This window comes from Hyphomonas sp. FCG-A18, assembly GCF_045287255.1.
Classification (GTDB): Bacteria; Pseudomonadota; Alphaproteobacteria; order Caulobacterales; family Hyphomonadaceae; genus Henriciella.
In genome coordinates this window covers 84,350-102,831 of the sequence record NZ_CP137142.1, presented here as the reverse complement: position 1 = coordinate 102,831, position 18,482 = coordinate 84,350, and the positions used below count along the sequence as shown (strand labels likewise).

Here is an 18,482-nt window from a genome sequence, read left to right as displayed (position 1 = left end):
AAACCTGCGCCGCTTGTAAAATGCGATGGAACATGGCAAGAACATTTTATGTGGAGTCTTTGCCGCGACTGCGATACGGTCGTTGAGGCCGCCCTGACAAGCTGCACTACCTGTGGCTCCGAGCGGCTATTCTTGCATAAAGAGCTTGATCGCCTGGCGATTGCCCACATTGATTGCGATGCGTTTTTTGCCGCGATTGAAAAGCGCGACAATCCTGACTTACGCGATAAACCCGTCATCGTTGGCGGCGGCAAACGCGGTGTGGTGGCGACATGCTGCTATATTGCGCGCTTGCACGGTGTTCGCTCTGCCATGCCAATGTTCAAAGCGCTTAAAGCCTGCCCAGATGCGGTTGTTGTTCGGCCAAGCCGGGACGCTTACTCAACCGCTTCCCGACAAATTCGCTCCAAACTGGAAGCGCTCACCCCCTTGGTTCAGATGATCAGTATTGATGAGGGGTATCTGGATTTAACCGGGACAGAGAAGATCAACGGCGCGATACCAGCCGCTGCCCTGTCACGCGTGGCGCGTGAAATTGAGGAAGAGATCGGGATCACCATCTCTATCGGTCTGTCCGAAAACAAGTTCCTCGCCAAAACCGCCAGTGAACTTGATAAACCCCGTGGCTTTGCCGCAATTTCATCCGGCGAGGCCAAAGCCCTTCTTGCTCCAAGACCAATTGGTTTTTTGCATGGGGTTGGCCCGGCCTTTGCCCGCAAGCTGGAGCGTGCAGGCTTCAAGACTGTTGGCGATGTTCAAAGACTCGAAGTCCGTGACCTGATTGGACGCTATGGCGAGACAGGACTGTGGCTTCACCAGCGCGCCAATGGCATCGATAACCGTCCGGTCCATACGACAAGCGAGCGTAAATCCGTTTCGGCCGAGCGCACTTTTGAAACCGATATTTCTGACCCGGCCATCCTTGAGGACAAGCTCTGGCTGGTCTGTGAAGAGACCGCAACACGGGCCAAGAAACACGGGATTGAAGGCACCACGATCACCCTGAAACTCAAGACGAAACAATTTCGCAGCCTGACCCGCAGCGTTACGCTGCCAACAGGGACACAGCTCGCCCAAACGCTGTTTCGATCCGTACGCCCGCTCTTGGAACGTGAAACCCGGAACGGGCAGGAATATCGTTTGATCGGTGTTGGCCTCTCCCACTTGCAAGAAGCCCGCGGGGATGAGCGTGACCTGATTGATCCACGTGTCGAAAAGCGTGCAAAAGCCGAGCGGGCCTCTGATCTTGCACGCGAAAAATTTGGACGCATGAGTGTGATGACGGGGCGGGAAATTCGGGCTAAGTCGTAAGCCGTTCAGTCACCTGGAGAGACCCCATGAGTTCCCCTGAAGACCGCCTCGCTGCGCTTGGCATTACTCTGCCCGCTCCCATGAAAGCTGTGGCCAACTATGTGCCTTTCGTATTGTCTGGAAACCACCTGTTTGTTTCTGGACAGGTCAGCGCTGGTCCAGATGGGCTGACGCTAGGCCGCCTAGGCGACAATATGGACCTTGCTGCAGGACAAGCTGCTGCGCGCCTTTGCGGCATTAATCTGATTGCCCAGTGCAAAGCCGCATTGGGCGAGCTTTCACGGGTCAAGCGCGTTGTAAAATTAGGCGGGTTTGTCAGCTGCAATCCAAACTTCACGTCCATCCCGCAAGTCATCAATGGCTGCTCTGACCTGATGGTTGACGTGTTCGGAGACGCGGGCCGTCATGCCCGTTCCGCGGTCTCCTGCCCGGTTCTGCCACTTGGTGTTGCGGTTGAAATTGATGGGGTGTTCGAGGTCTCGTGACCCTTCAGATCATCGCTCATCGCGGTCTCTGGAGCGAAGGCATTCCAGAAAACTCTATGGCAGCCTTTAAGGCTGCTGCGGCAGCTGGCTATGGCATTGAGCTTGATGTCCATCTTGCCGCTGATGGCATTCCTGTCGTCTTCCACGATGCGACACTGGAGCGAATGACCGGGCAGGATTCGCATGTCTTTGACTTGTCTTCAGACGCGCTAGCGCAGATCACGCTCGGCACCACCTCGGAGACCATTCCAACTCTGGCGCAAGTCCTCGCAGCGTTTCCATCAGACCTGCCTGTCTTCATCGAGACAAAGCCGCCGCATAAGCACAGCCCATGGCAAGAACAGGAAACCGCAGAAGCGGTCCTGAAAACCTGTCAGGCGGCTAACTTTAGCTCCAATATCCGGCTGATGAGCTTCTCGCAAAAGGTGACCCGTATTTTCCTAACCCGCGCCCCGAAAGTGCAGGTTGGATATCTCGCTGCCCCGCAAGATATACAGCCGGTGCAAGACTGCCGTGATCAACAGGCAGGCTTTGCCGCCGTTTGGCGCGAGGACGTTGAGGCTGCGCGGGATATTCTCGGCACCAACGGCCCGAAGCTTTACACATGGACCATCAAGACCAAGCTGCAGGCAGACGCTGCTAGCCCTCATGTGGACGGCATCATCTGTGAAGATGACGCCGCCCGATAGGTCAGAGCCCTATCCCCCGAACTGATATGTGACGGTGAACTTGGCGTTGCGACCTGGCTCAGACACGCCTGCAAACACGCGCTCATAATCCTCATCGAAGACATTATCGACGCTGACATCGAAGCGCAGGCCTTCAGCAAAGTCCGGGCGCCAGGTCGCGTAAACATCAAACGCGGTATAGCCATCGCGCTCTTCAACAACTACCAAGTCCCCATCCCGGTTTAAATCCTGACGCTCAAAATCACCGGCAAACTGAATGCGGCTTCCGATACGCGCTTTCCAGTCGGGCAAGCGCCAGCCCAGATCAAGAGCAAGACGGTCAGGCGTCAGCGCGCCAACATCCGCGCCCGTTTCGCCATCCGTGCCATCAATCGTAGAAGCCGTCAGGCGCGCATAGAGGCGCTCGGTTTCATAGGCAAATTCGGCTTCAAACCCGTCCAGCGTCGCATTGTCGACATTGGCTGAATTGGTCGTGCCCGCTGTGCACGGAAAGAAGCTCGGCCCGACAAAGCAGGTTGGATCAAAAGCGACATCCACACTCAAATTGATCAGGTCTTTTACATCACTGTCAAAGTAGGAAATCTTACCCTGCAAGCGGTCACCGCTTGTGAAGGCATCGCGGAAATCGACACCGAAGCCGAACTCCAGCGTCTCACTGGTTTCTGGCTTCAGGTTGGGATTGGGAATGAAGTTGTTATTGACGAAAACAAACTGACCCATTTGCGGGTTGAACAGTGTTGGATGCGGTACCGGGAAGTGCACACCATCCAGATAGAGTTCATTGATTGACGGGGCCCGGAAGCCTTCGGAATAAGAGCCAAACACCCGGAACCACTCGGTCGGGCCATAACTCAGGGCAAAGCGCGGCGAAACCTCTTCATCACTGCCGGTTTCAGTCTGTCCGTCTGCGTCACTTTCGAAAGTGTCATAACGCACAGCCGGAATAACGATCAGGCTGCCCGGAAGGCCAAGAGGCTGGTCAATCTCGGCCTCAATCTGCGCAAACAGACCCGTAAATTCTGAACTGCCATTTGGCACACCGGCGCGAACACCGCTTGCTGCATCAGTATCAAAGCCCGTCTGCTCATCCTCATACCAGTCACCACCAAATGTCAGCGTGGTCGCAACCCCACCCAGATCAAAGCGTGAGGCATTGCGCAGCGAAAGCCCCTGCGTTTCGATCTCTCGCACAGTGGTGCGCTGTGTCGTGGGATCAAACTCATCAACAAAAGACGTGGACTGGTAAATCGTGAACTGCGTGTCGATCAGATCGGAAACCGGGTCAAAGTTCAAACCTGCCCGCCAGGTCTCTGTCTCAACATCTTTCTCAACATCGCGATCGAGGACATCATCCCCCGTCCCGAGCGTGCCCTGACCATTATTTGGCTCAATCGCAGTATTGTTGAAGATCTGCCAAGAGAGGTCTGCCGACAAGGCATCGCTGAACGCATAGCCAAACTTGATCAGGCCGGTTTCAATCTCATCATCGGAGGGCAAGTCAGCCCCTGAGCCAAGCTCAATATCACCTGACTGACGCAATCCAAAACTTGCCAGCGCATCCAACTCACCTTGCTTTGTGAAGGCGGTCACCGTCCCGAAGGCTTCTTCATTGACGCTTTGATAGCCTGCACGCACACGCGCGCCCCAGGTTTCATCTTCCCGCAGCAAGTCTTCAGCATCGACCGTTTCGAAAGCCAGGACCCCACCGACAGCACCAGACCCATACAAGGCTGAGGCGGGGCCCCGGACAACTTCCGCCGTCCCGAGAATTTCCGGGTCGAGGAAGAAACGGCCGTCATGGGCAGAGATGAAGGATTGGCGGGCACCATCAAGCAGGATCAGAACATTCTCACCGGACAAACCGCGAATGCTCGGCGCTTCACCCGTCCGACGTGGTCCGCCAGCAAAGTCAACACCGGGCACATCGCGCAACAGATCGGAAGGCGCGCTCGGCGATAGCGTATCGATGGCTTCGCGATCAATCACCGTCACCTGTCCGGGATAATCAAACACCGCGATTGGATTGGATGTGCCGTAAACCGTGATCGTATCTTCGCGCAATTCTTCTTCATCGGCAGGGACCTCGGCGAAGCTCACGCCGGTCGAGAGCATTGCTGCGGAAGCGAGGAGCGCAGCCCGAAGCGCTGAAACCTTCTGTTCATGGGGAAAGGACATAGAGCCACCTTTTGTTTCTGATAATCATTCTCAAAAATGTGCTTTAAAGCCTGTTTTTGCGATTGCAAGTGATTCTCATATACAATATGAACTTTTTCAAACTCGACCCTTTGGAGACAGACAATTATGAAACGTGCTCACCTATCTCTCGCTCTGATGGCGGCTGGCCTGCTCGCCGCCTGCGCCACCGCACCGCTCGCTGCCACCCCAGCTGCAACAGCGCAGGCGGGAACAACCCAGACCGACAAGGCCCAGTTCGAACGCGACAGGGAGTCAATTCTGGCAATGACCGGGAATTACAAAGTCTCTTTCGACTTCACAGAAACCGTTTCCTTTGTTGAAGGTTATGAGTTGAAGGAACCCAAGCTGTCCGGTGGTCATGAAGTGGTGCGCGTCGTGGAAGATCGCGGTGACTTTATCAGCCTGCAACACACGCTGGTGGTTGGCCCTGACAGCGCCCCTATTGTCGTCAAGCACTGGCGGCAGGACTGGCAGTATCAGCCTGAGCGCGTTCTCGTCTTTATCGGTGGCAATGCCTGGGAATGGCGAGACGTACCAGTCAGCGAACGAACGGGTGCATGGTCGCAAACGGTGTATCAGGTCGATGACGCCCCCCGCTATGGAGCCGTCGCGCGCTGGACCTATGATGACGGGCTGGCCGCTTGGACCCCGCCAATGGAATGGCGTCCTCTCCCCCGCCGCGATATGACAACACGAGACGATTATCACACGATTGATGCGGTTAATCGCCATGTCATCACCCCTTGGGGCTGGGTGCATGAGCAAGACAATGCCAAGCTGATCCTAAGCGATGAACCTCAAGCCCTCGTCCGCGAAATCGGTGTGAACACCTATCGCAAATATGATGATTACCCGGTTGAAGCGGCTGATAATTACTGGGCAGCAACTGGTGATTTCTGGGCTGGAGTCCGCGCAGAATGGACTGCGATTGAGGCTGAACATGAGGCCTTCGCCATCACGATCAAAGGCGAAACCGAGCCGCTCTATATGCCGCTGCTGGAACTAGCCGACCAAATTCAGGCCGGTGAAACCACATTGGAACCCGCGCTAACAGAAGCCCGCGCAGTAATCCGCAGCTTCGTAACCCCGGATGTTGGTGACGTGACAGAACGTCTGCGCCCAACCACAAAAGTTGCGAGCGTCTACTAATGCGGCTTCGCTCTTTCATATCTGGCATGGCTCTGGCGTTTCTGCCGGCTATGCCAGCCGCGGCCCATGCGGGCTTCCTCTGGCCTGTTATCGACAGGGCAGAGGAAGACGGCACAGTTCGCATGATGGCAAGCTTCAGCGATGACTTCCCCCATGCCGATATCGCATTGAAGTCTGACCACTGGACGATCGTGGATCCGGAGGGAACAAAGCGCCCCTTCGAGACGATTGCCAGCAGCAATAGCCGCACCTTTGTTGAAACCGCCCTGACCGCTAAGGGCACCTATCGCCTGTCCAGTGGTGAACGCCTCGGTCGCACCGGACAGGCGGCCTTGATTGATGGCACTTATCGCCTTTTGGGCCGGGACGGCTTAAGCGTAGAGACCCTGCCAGAAGGCACACCGGTTTTGACATCGCAGACTGCCACGGTGTCTGACTTCTACATCACCCGCGGTGAAGCCTCTGATACAGTGCTCGACACACGGATTGGTCGACTTCATATCGTGCCCCTCCAAAACCCAACCAATTTGGTGACTGGTGAACCCTTTGAGATTCAAATTGTGTTCGAGGATCAAGCCATCACCGATCAACGCGTGACCTGGTTCACACCGAGCGGCAGCCGCGAGGAAGCAGACCCCGAAACGCAGTTACAAACCGATCCGAATGGAAGGATCAGTGTCACACCGCTAACTGCAGGTGCCCACCTCCTGATGGTCCGCCGGATCGCCTCGGCCCCGGAAGGGGCTGAAACAGATGTACGCAGTTACACGACCGTTTTAAGCTTTGAGGTTAAATAGCGCCCTTCCATACGCGCTTTGAACCGCTACTTAGTCCTGTATGGATGAGACAAGTTTCAAATTGCGTATGGTGGACGGCCTGACCGAGGTCGACCGGGCGGCATGGGACAGTGTCGCCAATCCATCGGGGCGCGTTTTCGATCCATTCCTTAGCTGGGATTTCCTGGAAGCGCTTGAAGCTACAGAGGCCGCTCAACCCGAAACCGGCTGGACGCCTGCCCACCTTCTGGTCGAAGGGGCTGCAGGCACACTAAAAGCCGCCATGCCCCTCTATGCCAAAACGCATAGCCAGGGCGAATTTGTCTTCGATCACAGCTGGGCTGATGCTTATTACCGCGCCGGGGGTGAGTATTATCCCAAACTCCTCTGCGCTGTGCCTTTTACGCCCGTGACAGGACGACGACTCCTGACACCGCCCGGACCAGACGAGATCAGGCTGCAACGCGCCTTGCTCGCCGGGGCAGTTCAACTGGCCGAACAGAACGGGTTTTCCTCCCTACATGTGAACTTCCTGCAGCCCGACATGGCCGCCGCCCTACAACAGGATGGCCTGCTCATCCGCACAGACCAGCAATTCCACTGGCAAAATGACGGGTACAGCTCGTTTGATGACTTTCTCGCGGTCCTATCCTCGGCCAAGCGCAAGAATTTGCGCAAAGAGCGCGCCAAGGCGCAGAACGGCTTACGCTTTGAACACGTCACAAGGGACGCCATTACCGAGGCCCACTGGGACGCTTTCTATGACTTCTACGTTGATACAGGCCAGCGTAAATGGGGCTCACCTTACCTGAACCGCGAGACCTTCTCCGTTCTGGGGGAGCGGATGGCTGAACACATCCTGCTCATCTTCGCGATGGATAGGGATCGCCCGATTGCCGGAGCGCTCAACATGATTGGCGGCGAGGCGCTTTATGGGCGCTATTGGGGCTGTATTGAACAGCGCCCGATGCTGCATTTCGAGACCTGCTACTATCAGGCCATCGATTATGCCATTGCGAACGGCCTCAAGACGGTTGAGGCGGGCGCTCAGGGCGGCCACAAACTGGCGCGAGGCTATGGCCCAGTGACAACCTATTCGGCCCACTGGATTGCCCATCCGGGCCTTCGCGACGCGATCCACAACTATCTTGAACGCGAGCGCGAGGCCGTCGAGCGAGAACAGGGCTATCTACGCAAACGGACGCCGTTTAAGAAAGCCGAATAGATAAAGGATACTCCGCCATGACCCTCCACGCCCCCTATGACCCGGATAATATCTTCGCCAAAATCCTGCGCGGGGATATGCCATCGGTAAAGGTCTATGAGGATGATGTGGCGCTGGCCTTTATGGATGTCTTTCCTCAGACCGAGGGCCATACACTGGTCATTCCGAAAGACGTTGAGGCGCGTAATTTCCTCGATATGCCCACCGCAAAGCTTGGCCCGTTCATGGATCGCGTCCAACGCGTGGCGCAAGCGGTTGAAGCCGCCTTGTCGCCGGACGGGATCGTCCTGACCCAGTTTAATGGGGCACCGGCGGGCCAGACCGTTTTCCATCTTCACTTCCATATTATCCCACGTCGTGAGGGTGAGATTTTGAAAGGCCACGCCCAGGGCGGCATGGCGGACCTCGATAAACTAGAGCAGATCGCAAAGAAAATCCGCGCACAAGTGAGCTAGTCTGCTATACTCCTCAAAAGTGAGGGTTCATGGCATCACTGGAAGAGTATATTGAGCACACGCAAGCGTGTACGTCGGTCGATGCCCTCTTCCGATACTTCGATATCTTTGTCGGCAGCTATGGCGTGGATGTCAGCTCCTATCACATTGTCGCTGAAAACTTGCGCGCCATTCCGATTGAAGTTGGTCTGGTACGCGAAAACTTCCCTAAAGACTGGGTCAGCCAGTATATTGAGGAACATTATGCTCAGATTGACCCGGTAATCGAGCAGGCGCGACGGGAAGCCCGCCCCTTTCACTGGTTTGATGTCTCCAAGCGCCTGGCTCTCACTGCCAAACAGAAGCACTTTCTGGAAGAACTCAAGGAGTCTGGCCTGACCGATGGGCTGGCTGTTCCGGTGTTCGGGCCGAAAGGGACAATGGCCTATTTCGGTTTAGGGGTCTGTGGTGGCGAGTTGGATATTAGCGAAGCCGATGAGCTGGAACTGCAGTTTGCCTGCCTGCAAACCCATAATCGCTATCTGGAGCTGTCCAACGCCCATAATGAAGCCCCTATGAAGAAACTCTCACCCCGTGAGAGCGAGGTGCTCAAGCTGGTTGCAACAGGCATGTCCAACAATTTCATCGCAGAGCGCATGAACATCTCCGAGAATACGGTCGACACAATGATCCGCCGGATCTTTGCAAAACTGGGTGTAAACAACCGAATTAGCGCGGTTTTACGCGGCATTGGATCAGGTTTGATCCTGCCTTAACCAAAAAGCAGTTCGCCCTGTTTTTGTCCCTTACAAGCGTGACACTCCTATCAGGCGAGTCTGCTATGTCGCCGCTCCAAGGAGTTTCCCCCATGTCCACCTCATTGACCCGGCAGGCTTTGCCACGCCTGTCTGAAGAACAGAGAGCTGACCTTATTCGGCAAGCGTGCAATGCCTCCAAGGGCAGAGCCCTAGAGGCTATTGTATCTCAAATTACGGCCCTCACACAGGAACTCGCACGCCTGAAAGAGCAGATTGCAAAGCTTGAACAGCCTGGCGGTGACCGGGTTATGGCGCGCATGGTCAAGGGCCGCCTCGAAGACGGTAATCGCATGGCGATAAGCTTGTTCAAAAAAGCTCTGCAAGCCGATGGCTATCGGCGCGATGATGCTTATCTGCGTCTGATTGTTGCCGAGCACGCAAATGCATTTGGCGGCGCCGCCAGAGAGTTTGCCATCAAACTGCAGCGGATCGCCCTCGATGAACTGCTCCAGACCTCTTCAGATTAGGGCTCATTACCTTCCCAGTCGACAATCCAGTCCATCTGTTCTTCTTCATCGAAGACAGTGTCCTCGCTGACCGTTTTGCCGCGAATGGAATTCCCGGTCTTGTGAACAGCCTCGCGATCATCGCTGATCAGATGGTGCCAGTCAGGCAGCGGCTTGCCCTCATGGATCAAGCGATAGGAACAGGTGCGCGGCATCCACTTTAGCTCACTGACGCTTTTGGGGGTCAGGATCACGCAATCGGGTACTTTCGCCTTGCGGTTCTCATAATCGGTACAACGGCAGGTCCCGGCATCCAGCAATGTGCAATGCAGGCGCGTATAGGCAATATCGCCTGTATCCTCGTCTTCCAGTTTAAGCAGGCAACACTTCCCGCAGCCATCGCACAGGCTTTCCCATTCCTGCGGATTAAGTTCTGTCAGGGCTTTATCTTCCCAGAACCGCGCCATATCAGGCCAGCATCCGGCCACGCAAGGCTTCACGCATCTCAAGGTCTACGCCGAGTGTTTCAGACAGATATTCATCAAGACTGCCCGACTTCTCGCTCATCGTATCCAGCGCCGCTTCAAGAAAGACCGCCTCCACTCCAACGAAGGGATGATAAACCTCGTCCGGATAATCCTTGCCGATATACTCATTGAACATCCGCGCCATTTCCGGGAGGCGCGTCGCAACATTGGCGGCATGATTGGTCAGGTCATAGTCGGCAAAGATGGCTTCACGGTCGACACCCAGCACATGATGGGTCAACGCGCAGAGAATGCCGGTTCGATCTTTCCCGGCGGCGCAATTGACCACCGCGGCCTGATCATCCTCAAGCGCGGCCAAAGCACGAAACCAGGCCCGGAACGTCTCAACATGCTGCTCCTTATAGGGCGCTTCACGGTAATAATCAGTCATCCAGTCGCGCGCTTCATCCGCATCAACAGAGACACGATTGAGGAAGCGCACATGCGGGGCATCCTTGGCATAGCCTTTGTCAGACTTGATGACGGTCACACCCTCAACCGGCCAGCGGTGACCATGCCGCTCACGCTCATCGGGCCGGCGCAGATCAGCCTGCACCGCAATCGAGAAGCTTTTAAGCGCCTCAAGGTCTTCTGGCGTTGCCTCACCAAACTGGGCCGAGCGGAACAAGGAGCCGGAGCGAATTTTCCTGCCACCTGCGCCTTCATAAGCGCCAAAGTCGCGGAAATTGCGAATACCCTGAAACGATTTGATACGGTCCTGCATGGCAAATGCCCTTATCTAAATGGCGGCTCGTCAAAGGCGCGAAGTTTCCGACTATGTAGGGCGGCCCCCTCATGAGCCAACTTCTCCAGTGTCGCAATCCCAATGCGAATATGCTCGCCAATTGCGCGCTCATAGAAACGATTGGCCGCGCCGGGGAGTTTGATCTCCCCATGCAATGGCTTGTCCGAAACGCAAAGCAGAACGCCATATGGCACCCGTAAACGGAAACCGTTCGCCGCAATCGTCGCACTTTCCATATCAATGGCAATCGCGCGGGACTTGTTAAACCGCCGGGCTGTCTCACTGAAGCGCAACTCCCAATTGCGATCATCAGTGGTGACAACTGTGCCTGTCCGCAGGCGCTTCTTCAGGGCATCGCCCCTTTCCCCCGTCACTTCGGCTGAAGCTTCCTGCAGCGCGACCTGCACTTCTGCGATCGGTGGGACCGGAATATCCGGCGGTAGAACCGCATCAAGCACGTGATCATCACGCAAGTAGGCGTGCGCAAGAACATAATCCCCGATCGCTTGCGAGTGGCGTAGACCGCCGCAATGCCCAACCATGATCCAGCACTCCGGACGCAGTACTGCCAAATGATCCGTGATCGTCTTCGCATTCGACGGCCCGACCCCGATATTGACCAGCGTGATCCCGGAGCCATCAGGGGCTGTCAGGTGATAGGCTGGCATCTGGAATCGGCGCCACGGAGCCGCATCGATCGCTTCACGCGCATTCTGGGTGTCTTTATCGACAACAAGACCACCAGGAACAGACAATGTTTCATAACGACTGTCGCCAGATTGAATCTGCTCCACCGCCCAATCGGCAAAGGCATCAACGTAGCGGTGGTAATTGGTGAACAATAAGTACCGCTGGAAATGTGCCGCAGGTGTCCCGGTATAGTGGGCGAGTCTTTTCAGGGAAAAATCGGTGCGAGGCCCGTCAAATAGGGCCAATGGGCGCTCATCAAACGGATCGTACAGCTCCCCATCGGCGATTTCATCACCAATATCCTGCAGTTTCGGGGATGGAAACCACTTGGCCAGCTCTGCCGGGTTGATCTCGTCCAGACCATCGGCCTGCTCACTGTCCCAGACATAGGCATAAGGGATTTCGGCATGCGAGCGGCGCACCTCGATCTCGACATTATAGTCGGCGAGAAGCGGTTTTAACTGCTCGACCAGGTAGCGCCGGAAGAAATTCGGCTGTGTCACCGTGGTGACATAGGTTCCAGGCTCGCTGATCTTTCCGAATGCCCGCGAAATCGGCGGTGGCGGGCCATCCGGGTTATAGTGGATGACCAGTTCGGGGTAACAGAACGCCCCGGCCATACGCGTTTCGGCGTCCGGCGGTGTCCCTTCTTTCAGATAAAGAGTCAGCGCCGCATTCAGCGCCTCGACAGCCTCTGCATAGAGCTCTTGCAGGGCATCGACAATTTCATGAGGTTTATTGAGTTTTGACATGGCCTCCAATGCCGCAAAGCTCGATTTGCGTCAACGGGGCATCGTGGTCAGGACTCTTTTGATAACAGCCAGTTATGGGCAACAGGCCCATGACCTTTGCCGAGGTCCGGAGCATTTTTGATCGCTCCAAAGAGGTATTCGCGGGCTTTCTCGACCGCCTCTGGCAGAGGAAGGTCTTGCGCGATAAGAGCCGCAGTGGCGCTCGCAAGCGTACAGCCCGTGCCATGCGTTGAGCGCGTTTCAATCCGCTCACCTTCAAAAATCCATTCGCCCTTCTGGCTCTGCAAAACATCAATGATCGGGCTTCCGGGAATATGCCCCCCTTTGACGAGGGCCGCTTTCGCGCCCTGTTCGAGCAGAGCTTCAGCTGCACGGCGCTGGCCATTGATCCCATCGACAGCCTTGCCGGTAAGAACTTCAGCCTCTGGAGCATTGGGCGTAACCAGACCCGCTCCTGGTATCAGAAGTGATGCAATCGCGCTGACGGCTTTCTGATCAACCAGACGATCACCCGACGTTGCCACCATAACCGGGTCAATCACGGTCGGCACCGCTTTGGCTTGCTCATCAAGGGTCTCTGCAACCAGCTCCACCAGTTCTGCAGAACCCAGCATGCCTGTCTTCACCGCATCAGCGCCAATATCGCTCAGGCAGGCGCGCATCTGTCCCTGAACCGCATCAAGCGCGACAGGCCAGACCCCATGCACGCCGGTCGTATCCTGTGCGGTGATCGCGGTGATTGCCGTCATGGCATAACCACCGAGCATCGTGACGGCTTTAATGTCAGCCTGAATCCCGGCGCCCCCGCCACTATCCGAGCCAGCAACAATCAGCACGCGCCCCTTAGGAGCATCGGTCTCTTTTGTCATTCAATCGGCTCCACGCCCCACGGTAAAGGCGGAGCAGGGATTTCAGTCGTCAGATCAAACTCAACCTGAAAATTACGATTGGGACGCCACATCTGATAGGTCAGCGTCTCACCGGGCACGATATCCATCGCCCAGGTATTCTGGTTCGACACCTCAATCCCTTCGCGAGTAAACAGCGCGCGCGTTTCGGCATCAACCGGAAACTCCTGTCGGTTAACTGTCCCTTCTCCCAAAACATCGCCGCCATACCAGGTCAGCACATCTTTCGTACCATCCTTGTGACGATGGTCATGTTTGAACCGCAAACCGGCTTCAGTCTCTGTAATCACCCATGTCCGCGAGCGATCATCATCCACCGCAAAAGGAATACGGACCTCGCCCTCAGTACAGGTTGCTGGCCCAGCGATCAAAGCAGAGGTTTTAAACTCAGCATCGACCTCATCATCGGAGACAAGCTGCCCGGCAAACGCGCCTTGCCCGCACAGGTCGGCTAAAGCCTCGAACCAGAGCTTACCTGCAGATGGCTGGGTCTCTGCTACATGTTGGCAGGCCGCCGCTGCAAACAGCGACGCGCCAAGCCCGAATATCATTGGTTTCATTAGAACTTTATCGCTCCAGATTTCAGCGTTTCATAAGTATCGCCGGTTAAGGCCTCATACTTCGCAGACTCTGGATTAAAGTACCATAGGGGTTCCCCGGCAACCTGTTCAGGGTCGAAACCTTCCTTGACCAGTTCAACCTTGCGATATTTGAACGTCCCTGTGGTTTCAGCTTCTTGCTGGACTCGAATGAATAGCGGAATGGCATATTTCGGCAAACGCTCGTCAAGCCAAGTATGCAGGGTATCGAAATCAACCTCGCCATCCGTCGTGATGGCCGCCATGCCGGCGCGACCATCGGTTCCGGGAACAGAGACCCCGTAAACATTCGCCGTCGCGATACCGGGGGCTTTGGCTACGGTCTCGGCAACCTCATTGGTCGAAACATTCTCGCCCTTCCAGCGGAACGTATCGCCAATCCGGTCAACGAAGTAGATATAGCCGAGCTCATCCTTTTTCATCAGATCGCCCGTACGGAACCACATATCGCCCTTTTCGAAGACGTCGCGGAGGATTTTCTTCTTGGTTGCGGCTTCGTCATTATAGCCTTCAAACCGCGTGCGTGTGTCGTCACCAACCTTGCCGATGGCTTCGCCTGGCTCATCCGGGTCTGTACGAATGCAGAACCCATCTTCCCCGCGCACCGGCTCTTCCTCGACCACGTCAAACTTCACAAAGGCGATATGACCGTAAATCGACTTTTCCAGATAGCTCGGGATGCGTCCAACCGTGCCAACTTTGCCATCAACATTGATGAAGCTGACATTGCCTTCCGTGGAACCATAGAACTCGGCCAGATGCGGAATGCTGAAACGGTCCATAAAGTCCTGCCAGATATCCGGGCGCAGGCCATTGCCAAAGCCCGTACGGATCTTGTGGGCACGCTCCTTCGGGTGTTCTGGTGAGTTCATCAAGTAGCGACACAGTTCCCCAATATAGACAATGGCCGTAACGCCCTGATCCGTCGCATCGTCCCAGAACTGACTAGCAGAGAACTTCTTCCGCAACACAATGCTGGCACCTGTCATGAGGGCCTGGCCAACACCACAAAGACCACCTGTGCCGTGATACAGTGGCAGGGTGATGTAAACCCGGTCGCGCGCTGTGATCCGGCAGGGCGCAATGAAGCTACGCATCATACCCTGTGTACGGGCATGGGTCAGGCGTGCCGCCTTCGGTAGACCCGTTGTGCCAGATGTATAGACGTAAAGCGCCAGATCCTTGCCCAGCAAGTGCTCGCGATGAGATCGTGAGGGGCGATCGGTTGAGGCGCTTGCAAGCGCTTTCCCAAGGTCTTCGCCAACAGTGCCGCCAAGCGTCCAGATCACTGGCTCACCCTCAAACAGGCCATCAGCGCTACGCACATGATCATCAACATCTGCGCCGGTAATGATCGCTTTTGCCTCAGCGATGTTTACACAATGGGCCAACGCCTTGTCTGTCAGGTTATGATTGATCAGACCGACAACGACGCCAATCTTGGATAGGCCATACCAGATCGACACATATTCCGGTCGGTTCTCCATGAACAGCGCAACCGTATCGCCCGCTTTTAAACCCTGACCAAGGCCCCAATGGGCCACCCGGTTCGCCAACTCATCCATCTCGGCATAAGTGGTGACGGCTCCTTCAAAGCGCCAGGCGACATTATTTGGATATTTGTCGACGACATCTTCAAAGTCATCCGGGACAAGTTGCGCACTCTCCGGCGCGATATCCTTCGTCCACTTCTTCAACCCGCTCAGGGTACGAAGCGTCGTAAACTCGCGCCCAATTGTTTGGAACAGTCCCATGCTGTTGCACCTTTCGTTTCCGGCCCCTCAATTCTCACATGCAAACCTAGGTTGCAGGTATAGCCGTTTCCAGTTCTATCTTAACCGTTATACGAGAAGGCTATTAAGAATCGATTTGAAAGCGGTGATAAGATGTCTGATCCTGTAAGCAACCTGTTACGTCTTATGGACCTTGAGCGGCTTGAAGTGGACCTGTTTCGGGGGCAAAGCCCGGAGAACGAAACCAATCAACGCGTGTTCGGCGGACAAGTGATCGCACAAAGCCTCGTCGCAGCGTATCGGACAGTCGACACTGAGACGCGCACCCTGCACTCCATGCACGCCTATTTCATCCGCCCGGGTGATCCATCCATTCCAATTATCTATGAAGTGGACCGCTCTCGCGATGGTGGCAGCTTCACCACCCGGCGCGTTGTCGCCATCCAGCACGGCAAACAGATCTTCAATCTCGCGGCCTCATTCCACAAACAGGAAGAAGGCTGGCACCACCAACATGATATGCCTGACGTGCCAAAGCCTGAAGAGCTGGAAAACCGGATTGAACATCGCCAGCGTATCGTCGACCGTATTCCAGAGCGCTATCGTAAGGATTGGCTCCGTGCCCGCGCTGTTGAAATCCGCGAGGTTGATCCGCTCGACCCGGTTACGCCCGAAAAAACCAATGATGTTCAACACCTCTGGTTCCGTGTTGCCCGTCCAATTGATGAGCAGCCATGGCTGCATCACTGCCTGATGGCCTATGCCAGTGACATGGCCCTGCTTGGCACGGGCAATCGCCGCCACGGCGTCTCATGGATGAGCGGCGAACTGATGAGCGCCAGCCTTGATCACGCCATGTGGTTCCATGCACCGATCAAGTTTGACGACTGGCACCTTTACACGATGGACAGCCCCTATGCAGGCGGCGCACGTAGCTTCAATCGTGGCTCCGTCTTCACCCGCGATGGCCAGCTAGTCGCCAGTGTCGCGCAGGAAGGCCTGATGCGCCCGATCAAGCCACGCGCTTAATAGTTAATGCGCTGTTAAACATTTCACGTCAGACCCTAGGTAAATATTAACCATATCGGCCTGTTGGCGGCGACGTTTTTTAATCGCCTTTGTGTACACCGCAAATCCTCTTCGGGCTGAACCATCAGGTTTGCTTAGGGGCTGAGCATGACACTGTTAGAGATTGTAATTACCGCGCACCGTTGCCGCTCAACCCATCACTATATTGCGTTTGATGCCCTGCAACTTCTCGGCGGCAAGGATGGCCCGAAATGGAAAGACCTGCTGCTCAAGCATCATACGGACCTCCTGAAAGGGGCTAAAGCACCTGATGCAGAGTTCAAGGATTTCCAGAACCATGTCCTGCATGTTCAGGAAGGTGAATGGGGCGGCGCCCGTGATGCCGCTATGGAATGGTATGGCAAGGCCGTTGAGGCCCTGCGCAGCAAGAACTGGAAAAAAGCCGCTTATGCCCTCGGTGTCCTGACCCACTACTACGCTGATCCGGTCCAGCCCTTCCACACGGGCCAAACCGAGGAAGAAGGCGCTATGCACCGCGCGCTGGAATGGTCGATTGCGAAATCCCGCAATACAATCAAAGCGCTGATCGATGCGCGGGGTTACCCTGTCCTCGAAGCGGGTAAGGAATCCGGCTTTGTCGCCGATATGGTTCTTGCTGGCGCGCAATACTCAAACCCGCATTATCAGACCTTTATCGACCACTATAACCTCGAAGCTGGCGTCAAGGTTCCAGAGGATGGGCTTGATGAGACCTTGCTCAATATTCTTGCCGACCTGATCAGCTATGCGACCGCTGGTGTCGCCCTGCTCTTCGAACGTGCGTTTGAGGAAGCCGCGGTTTCGCCACCCGCTGTTGATCTTGACCTGCCCGGCTATATCGCCGCGCTGGATATCCCGATCCGCCGCCTGCTCAAGCGTATGGATGACGCCAAGGACCGCAAGACGGTTGAGGCGATGTATGCTGAGTTCAAAGAGACCGGGAAAGTCATCAAAACCCTGCCGGATGATGACAAGGCCATTCGTAAAGAACATGCGCGGCAGGTCTTGCGTATCCCGCTTGCAGAGCTCGACGCCCAACCGCTCAAGCCGCTCGGCACCAAACACGTACCGATGGAAACCCGCCCAAGGCCGGTTGATTATGTCCTTAAAGTCGTGCCCGTACCTGTCGCAGAACCGATTGCCGCGGCCCCAGCTCCAGTAGAACCGGAAGTTGAGGCCGTCCCGGAGACGGTAGAGCCTGTGGCTGAAGTGACAGAGATGACTCAAATCGTTGAGACACCAGAAGCCGCCACTGAAACACCAGAAGTGATCGAAGTCGAGGAAACGGTTGAGGTTGTTGCGGAGACCGTCCCTGAAGCCCCGCCAGAACCAGAGATTGAACCCGTCATTGAGGCACCAATCGCCGAAGCGGTAGCTGAAATCGTGGAAACCACCACGCCGGAGCCCGCCAAAGAGGCCGGGGGCAGCCGCCTGACGCTGGCCTCCCCTGTCGTCGACGCCCCTTCCATTGGCCCCAAAACTGCCAAACGCCTGAAACCACTTGGCATTGAAACGATTGGCGACTTGCTCTCGGCAGACCCAGCCGAAACGGTCAAAACGCTGGATGTGCGCTATATCACGCTGCGGACTTTCTATGAGTGGCAGGATCAGACCCGCCTGATGATCGAAGTCCCCGGCTTGCGTGTCCTCGATTCACAGATCCTGGTCGGTGCCGGGGTTCGCAGTGCCGAAGCGCTCTCCAAAGCGTCAGCCGCTACGGTATTCCGCGCCGCAAGCAACTTCCTCAATACGCCAAACGGTGCCCGTGTCCTCTGGGGCGCAGAGAACACGTTGGTTGAACAGGAAGTCTCCGACTGGATTGATCAGGCTAAAACGGCCGCGAACGGCTAGCACAAAGCTGTAATCTTGCGCATTTTTCACACCACATTCGGCGCAATCTGTGGTGCGTGTTATATTATGATAATCACGCG

The 18,482-nt window shown here is 55.8% G+C and carries 18 protein-coding genes; 11 read left to right on the top strand and 7 right to left on the bottom strand.

The genetic code is table 11. The features are described from left to right. The first annotated feature begins 48 nt into the window (after positions 1 to 48). From RYZ27_RS00510 to RYZ27_RS00500, 3 genes are read left to right on the top strand one after another with little or no spacing between them, the layout of a single operon-like run. Positions 49 to 1,311 carry a DNA polymerase IV gene (locus RYZ27_RS00510; RefSeq protein ID WP_406680404.1) on the top strand — a complete coding sequence of 421 codons (1,263 nt, stop codon included), beginning with the start codon at positions 49 to 51 and terminating at the stop codon, positions 1,309 to 1,311. Positions 1,312 to 1,337: 26 nt separating this feature from the next. Beyond that, complete coding sequence (locus RYZ27_RS00505; RefSeq protein ID WP_406680403.1) at positions 1,338 to 1,796, top strand: RidA family protein; 459 nt, start codon at positions 1,338 to 1,340, stop codon at positions 1,794 to 1,796. Then, positions 1,793 to 2,485 carry a glycerophosphodiester phosphodiesterase gene (locus RYZ27_RS00500; RefSeq protein ID WP_406680402.1) on the top strand — a complete coding sequence of 231 codons (693 nt, stop codon included), beginning with the start codon at positions 1,793 to 1,795 and terminating at the stop codon, positions 2,483 to 2,485. Before RYZ27_RS00505 ends, RYZ27_RS00500 begins: the two co-directional genes overlap by 4 nt. A gap of 9 nt (positions 2,486 to 2,494) precedes the next feature. Here RYZ27_RS00500 and RYZ27_RS00495 read toward each other — a convergent pair whose 3' ends face one another. Beyond that, entirely contained in the window at positions 2,495 to 4,660 is a 2,166-nt protein-coding gene (locus tag RYZ27_RS00495; RefSeq protein ID WP_406680401.1) for a TonB-dependent hemoglobin/transferrin/lactoferrin family receptor, read from the bottom strand. A 126-nt stretch (positions 4,661 to 4,786) separates the two neighbouring features. On the opposite strand from RYZ27_RS00495, the gene RYZ27_RS00490 reads away from it, so the two are divergent. The 6 genes from RYZ27_RS00490 to RYZ27_RS00465 all read left to right on the top strand — a co-directional run bounded on the left by RYZ27_RS00490 (position 4,787) and on the right by RYZ27_RS00465 (position 9,550). Continuing rightward, the gene (locus tag RYZ27_RS00490; RefSeq protein ID WP_406680400.1) at positions 4,787 to 5,830 is read left to right on the top strand and encodes a DUF6607 family protein; all 1,044 of its coding nucleotides are present in this window, start codon (positions 4,787 to 4,789) and stop codon (positions 5,828 to 5,830) included. 26 nt (positions 5,831 to 5,856) lie between these two features. Next, positions 5,857 to 6,627, top strand: a complete 771-nt coding sequence (locus RYZ27_RS00485; RefSeq protein WP_406680399.1) for a DUF4198 domain-containing protein — start codon at positions 5,857 to 5,859, stop codon at positions 6,625 to 6,627. Between the two features lie 40 nt (positions 6,628 to 6,667). Next, positions 6,668 to 7,831, top strand: coding sequence for a GNAT family N-acetyltransferase (locus tag RYZ27_RS00480; protein ID WP_406680398.1), 1,164 nt, complete (start codon positions 6,668 to 6,670; stop codon positions 7,829 to 7,831). A gap of 17 nt (positions 7,832 to 7,848) precedes the next feature. Next, positions 7,849 to 8,286, top strand: a complete 438-nt coding sequence (locus RYZ27_RS00475) for an HIT family protein (RefSeq protein ID WP_406680397.1) — start codon at positions 7,849 to 7,851, stop codon at positions 8,284 to 8,286. A 29-nt stretch (positions 8,287 to 8,315) separates the two neighbouring features. Then, complete coding sequence (locus RYZ27_RS00470; protein ID WP_406680396.1) at positions 8,316 to 9,041, top strand: autoinducer binding domain-containing protein; 726 nt, start codon at positions 8,316 to 8,318, stop codon at positions 9,039 to 9,041. Between the two features lie 92 nt (positions 9,042 to 9,133). Next, positions 9,134 to 9,550: a hypothetical protein gene (locus RYZ27_RS00465; RefSeq protein ID WP_406680395.1), complete on the top strand. Its 417-nt coding sequence runs from the start codon at positions 9,134 to 9,136 to the stop codon at positions 9,548 to 9,550. On the opposite strand, the gene RYZ27_RS00460 is transcribed toward RYZ27_RS00465, so the two are convergent. Genes RYZ27_RS00460 through RYZ27_RS00435 form a run of 6 tightly spaced genes read right to left on the bottom strand, consistent with a single transcriptional unit; the run spans position 9,547 to position 15,504 of the window. Continuing rightward, positions 9,547 to 9,996 (bottom strand): YcgN family cysteine cluster protein, encoded by a 450-nt coding sequence (locus RYZ27_RS00460; protein ID WP_406680394.1) that lies wholly within the window; start codon positions 9,994 to 9,996, stop codon positions 9,547 to 9,549. The two genes, RYZ27_RS00465 and RYZ27_RS00460, sit on opposite strands and share 4 nt — an antisense overlap. A 1-nt stretch (position 9,997) precedes the next feature. Then, positions 9,998 to 10,780 (bottom strand): tyrosine-protein phosphatase, encoded by a 783-nt coding sequence (locus RYZ27_RS00455; RefSeq protein ID WP_406680393.1) that lies wholly within the window; start codon positions 10,778 to 10,780, stop codon positions 9,998 to 10,000. Positions 10,781 to 10,791: 11 nt separating this feature from the next. Continuing rightward, positions 10,792 to 12,243, bottom strand: a complete 1,452-nt coding sequence (locus RYZ27_RS00450) for an AMP nucleosidase (protein WP_406680392.1) — start codon at positions 12,241 to 12,243, stop codon at positions 10,792 to 10,794. Positions 12,244 to 12,290: 47 nt separating this feature from the next. Continuing rightward, positions 12,291 to 13,112 carry a bifunctional hydroxymethylpyrimidine kinase/phosphomethylpyrimidine kinase gene (gene thiD, locus RYZ27_RS00445; RefSeq protein WP_406680391.1) on the bottom strand — a complete coding sequence of 274 codons (822 nt, stop codon included), beginning with the start codon at positions 13,110 to 13,112 and terminating at the stop codon, positions 12,291 to 12,293. Continuing rightward, entirely contained in the window at positions 13,109 to 13,711 is a 603-nt protein-coding gene (locus RYZ27_RS00440; RefSeq protein WP_406680390.1) for a hypothetical protein, read from the bottom strand. Before RYZ27_RS00440 ends, thiD begins: the two co-directional genes overlap by 4 nt. After that, complete coding sequence (locus tag RYZ27_RS00435) at positions 13,711 to 15,504, bottom strand: long-chain-acyl-CoA synthetase (RefSeq protein ID WP_406680389.1); 1,794 nt, start codon at positions 15,502 to 15,504, stop codon at positions 13,711 to 13,713. Before RYZ27_RS00435 ends, RYZ27_RS00440 begins: the two co-directional genes overlap by 1 nt. Before the next feature lie 132 nt (positions 15,505 to 15,636). On the opposite strand from RYZ27_RS00435, the gene RYZ27_RS00430 reads away from it, so the two are divergent. Together RYZ27_RS00430 and RYZ27_RS00425 are read left to right on the top strand one after the other, a co-directional pair. After that, positions 15,637 to 16,512 (top strand): acyl-CoA thioesterase, encoded by an 876-nt coding sequence (locus RYZ27_RS00430; protein ID WP_406680388.1) that lies wholly within the window; start codon positions 15,637 to 15,639, stop codon positions 16,510 to 16,512. Between the two features lie 147 nt (positions 16,513 to 16,659). After that, the gene (locus RYZ27_RS00425) at positions 16,660 to 18,402 is read left to right on the top strand and encodes a DUF4332 domain-containing protein (RefSeq protein WP_406680387.1); all 1,743 of its coding nucleotides are present in this window, start codon (positions 16,660 to 16,662) and stop codon (positions 18,400 to 18,402) included. Positions 18,403 to 18,482: the final 80 nt, after the last annotated feature.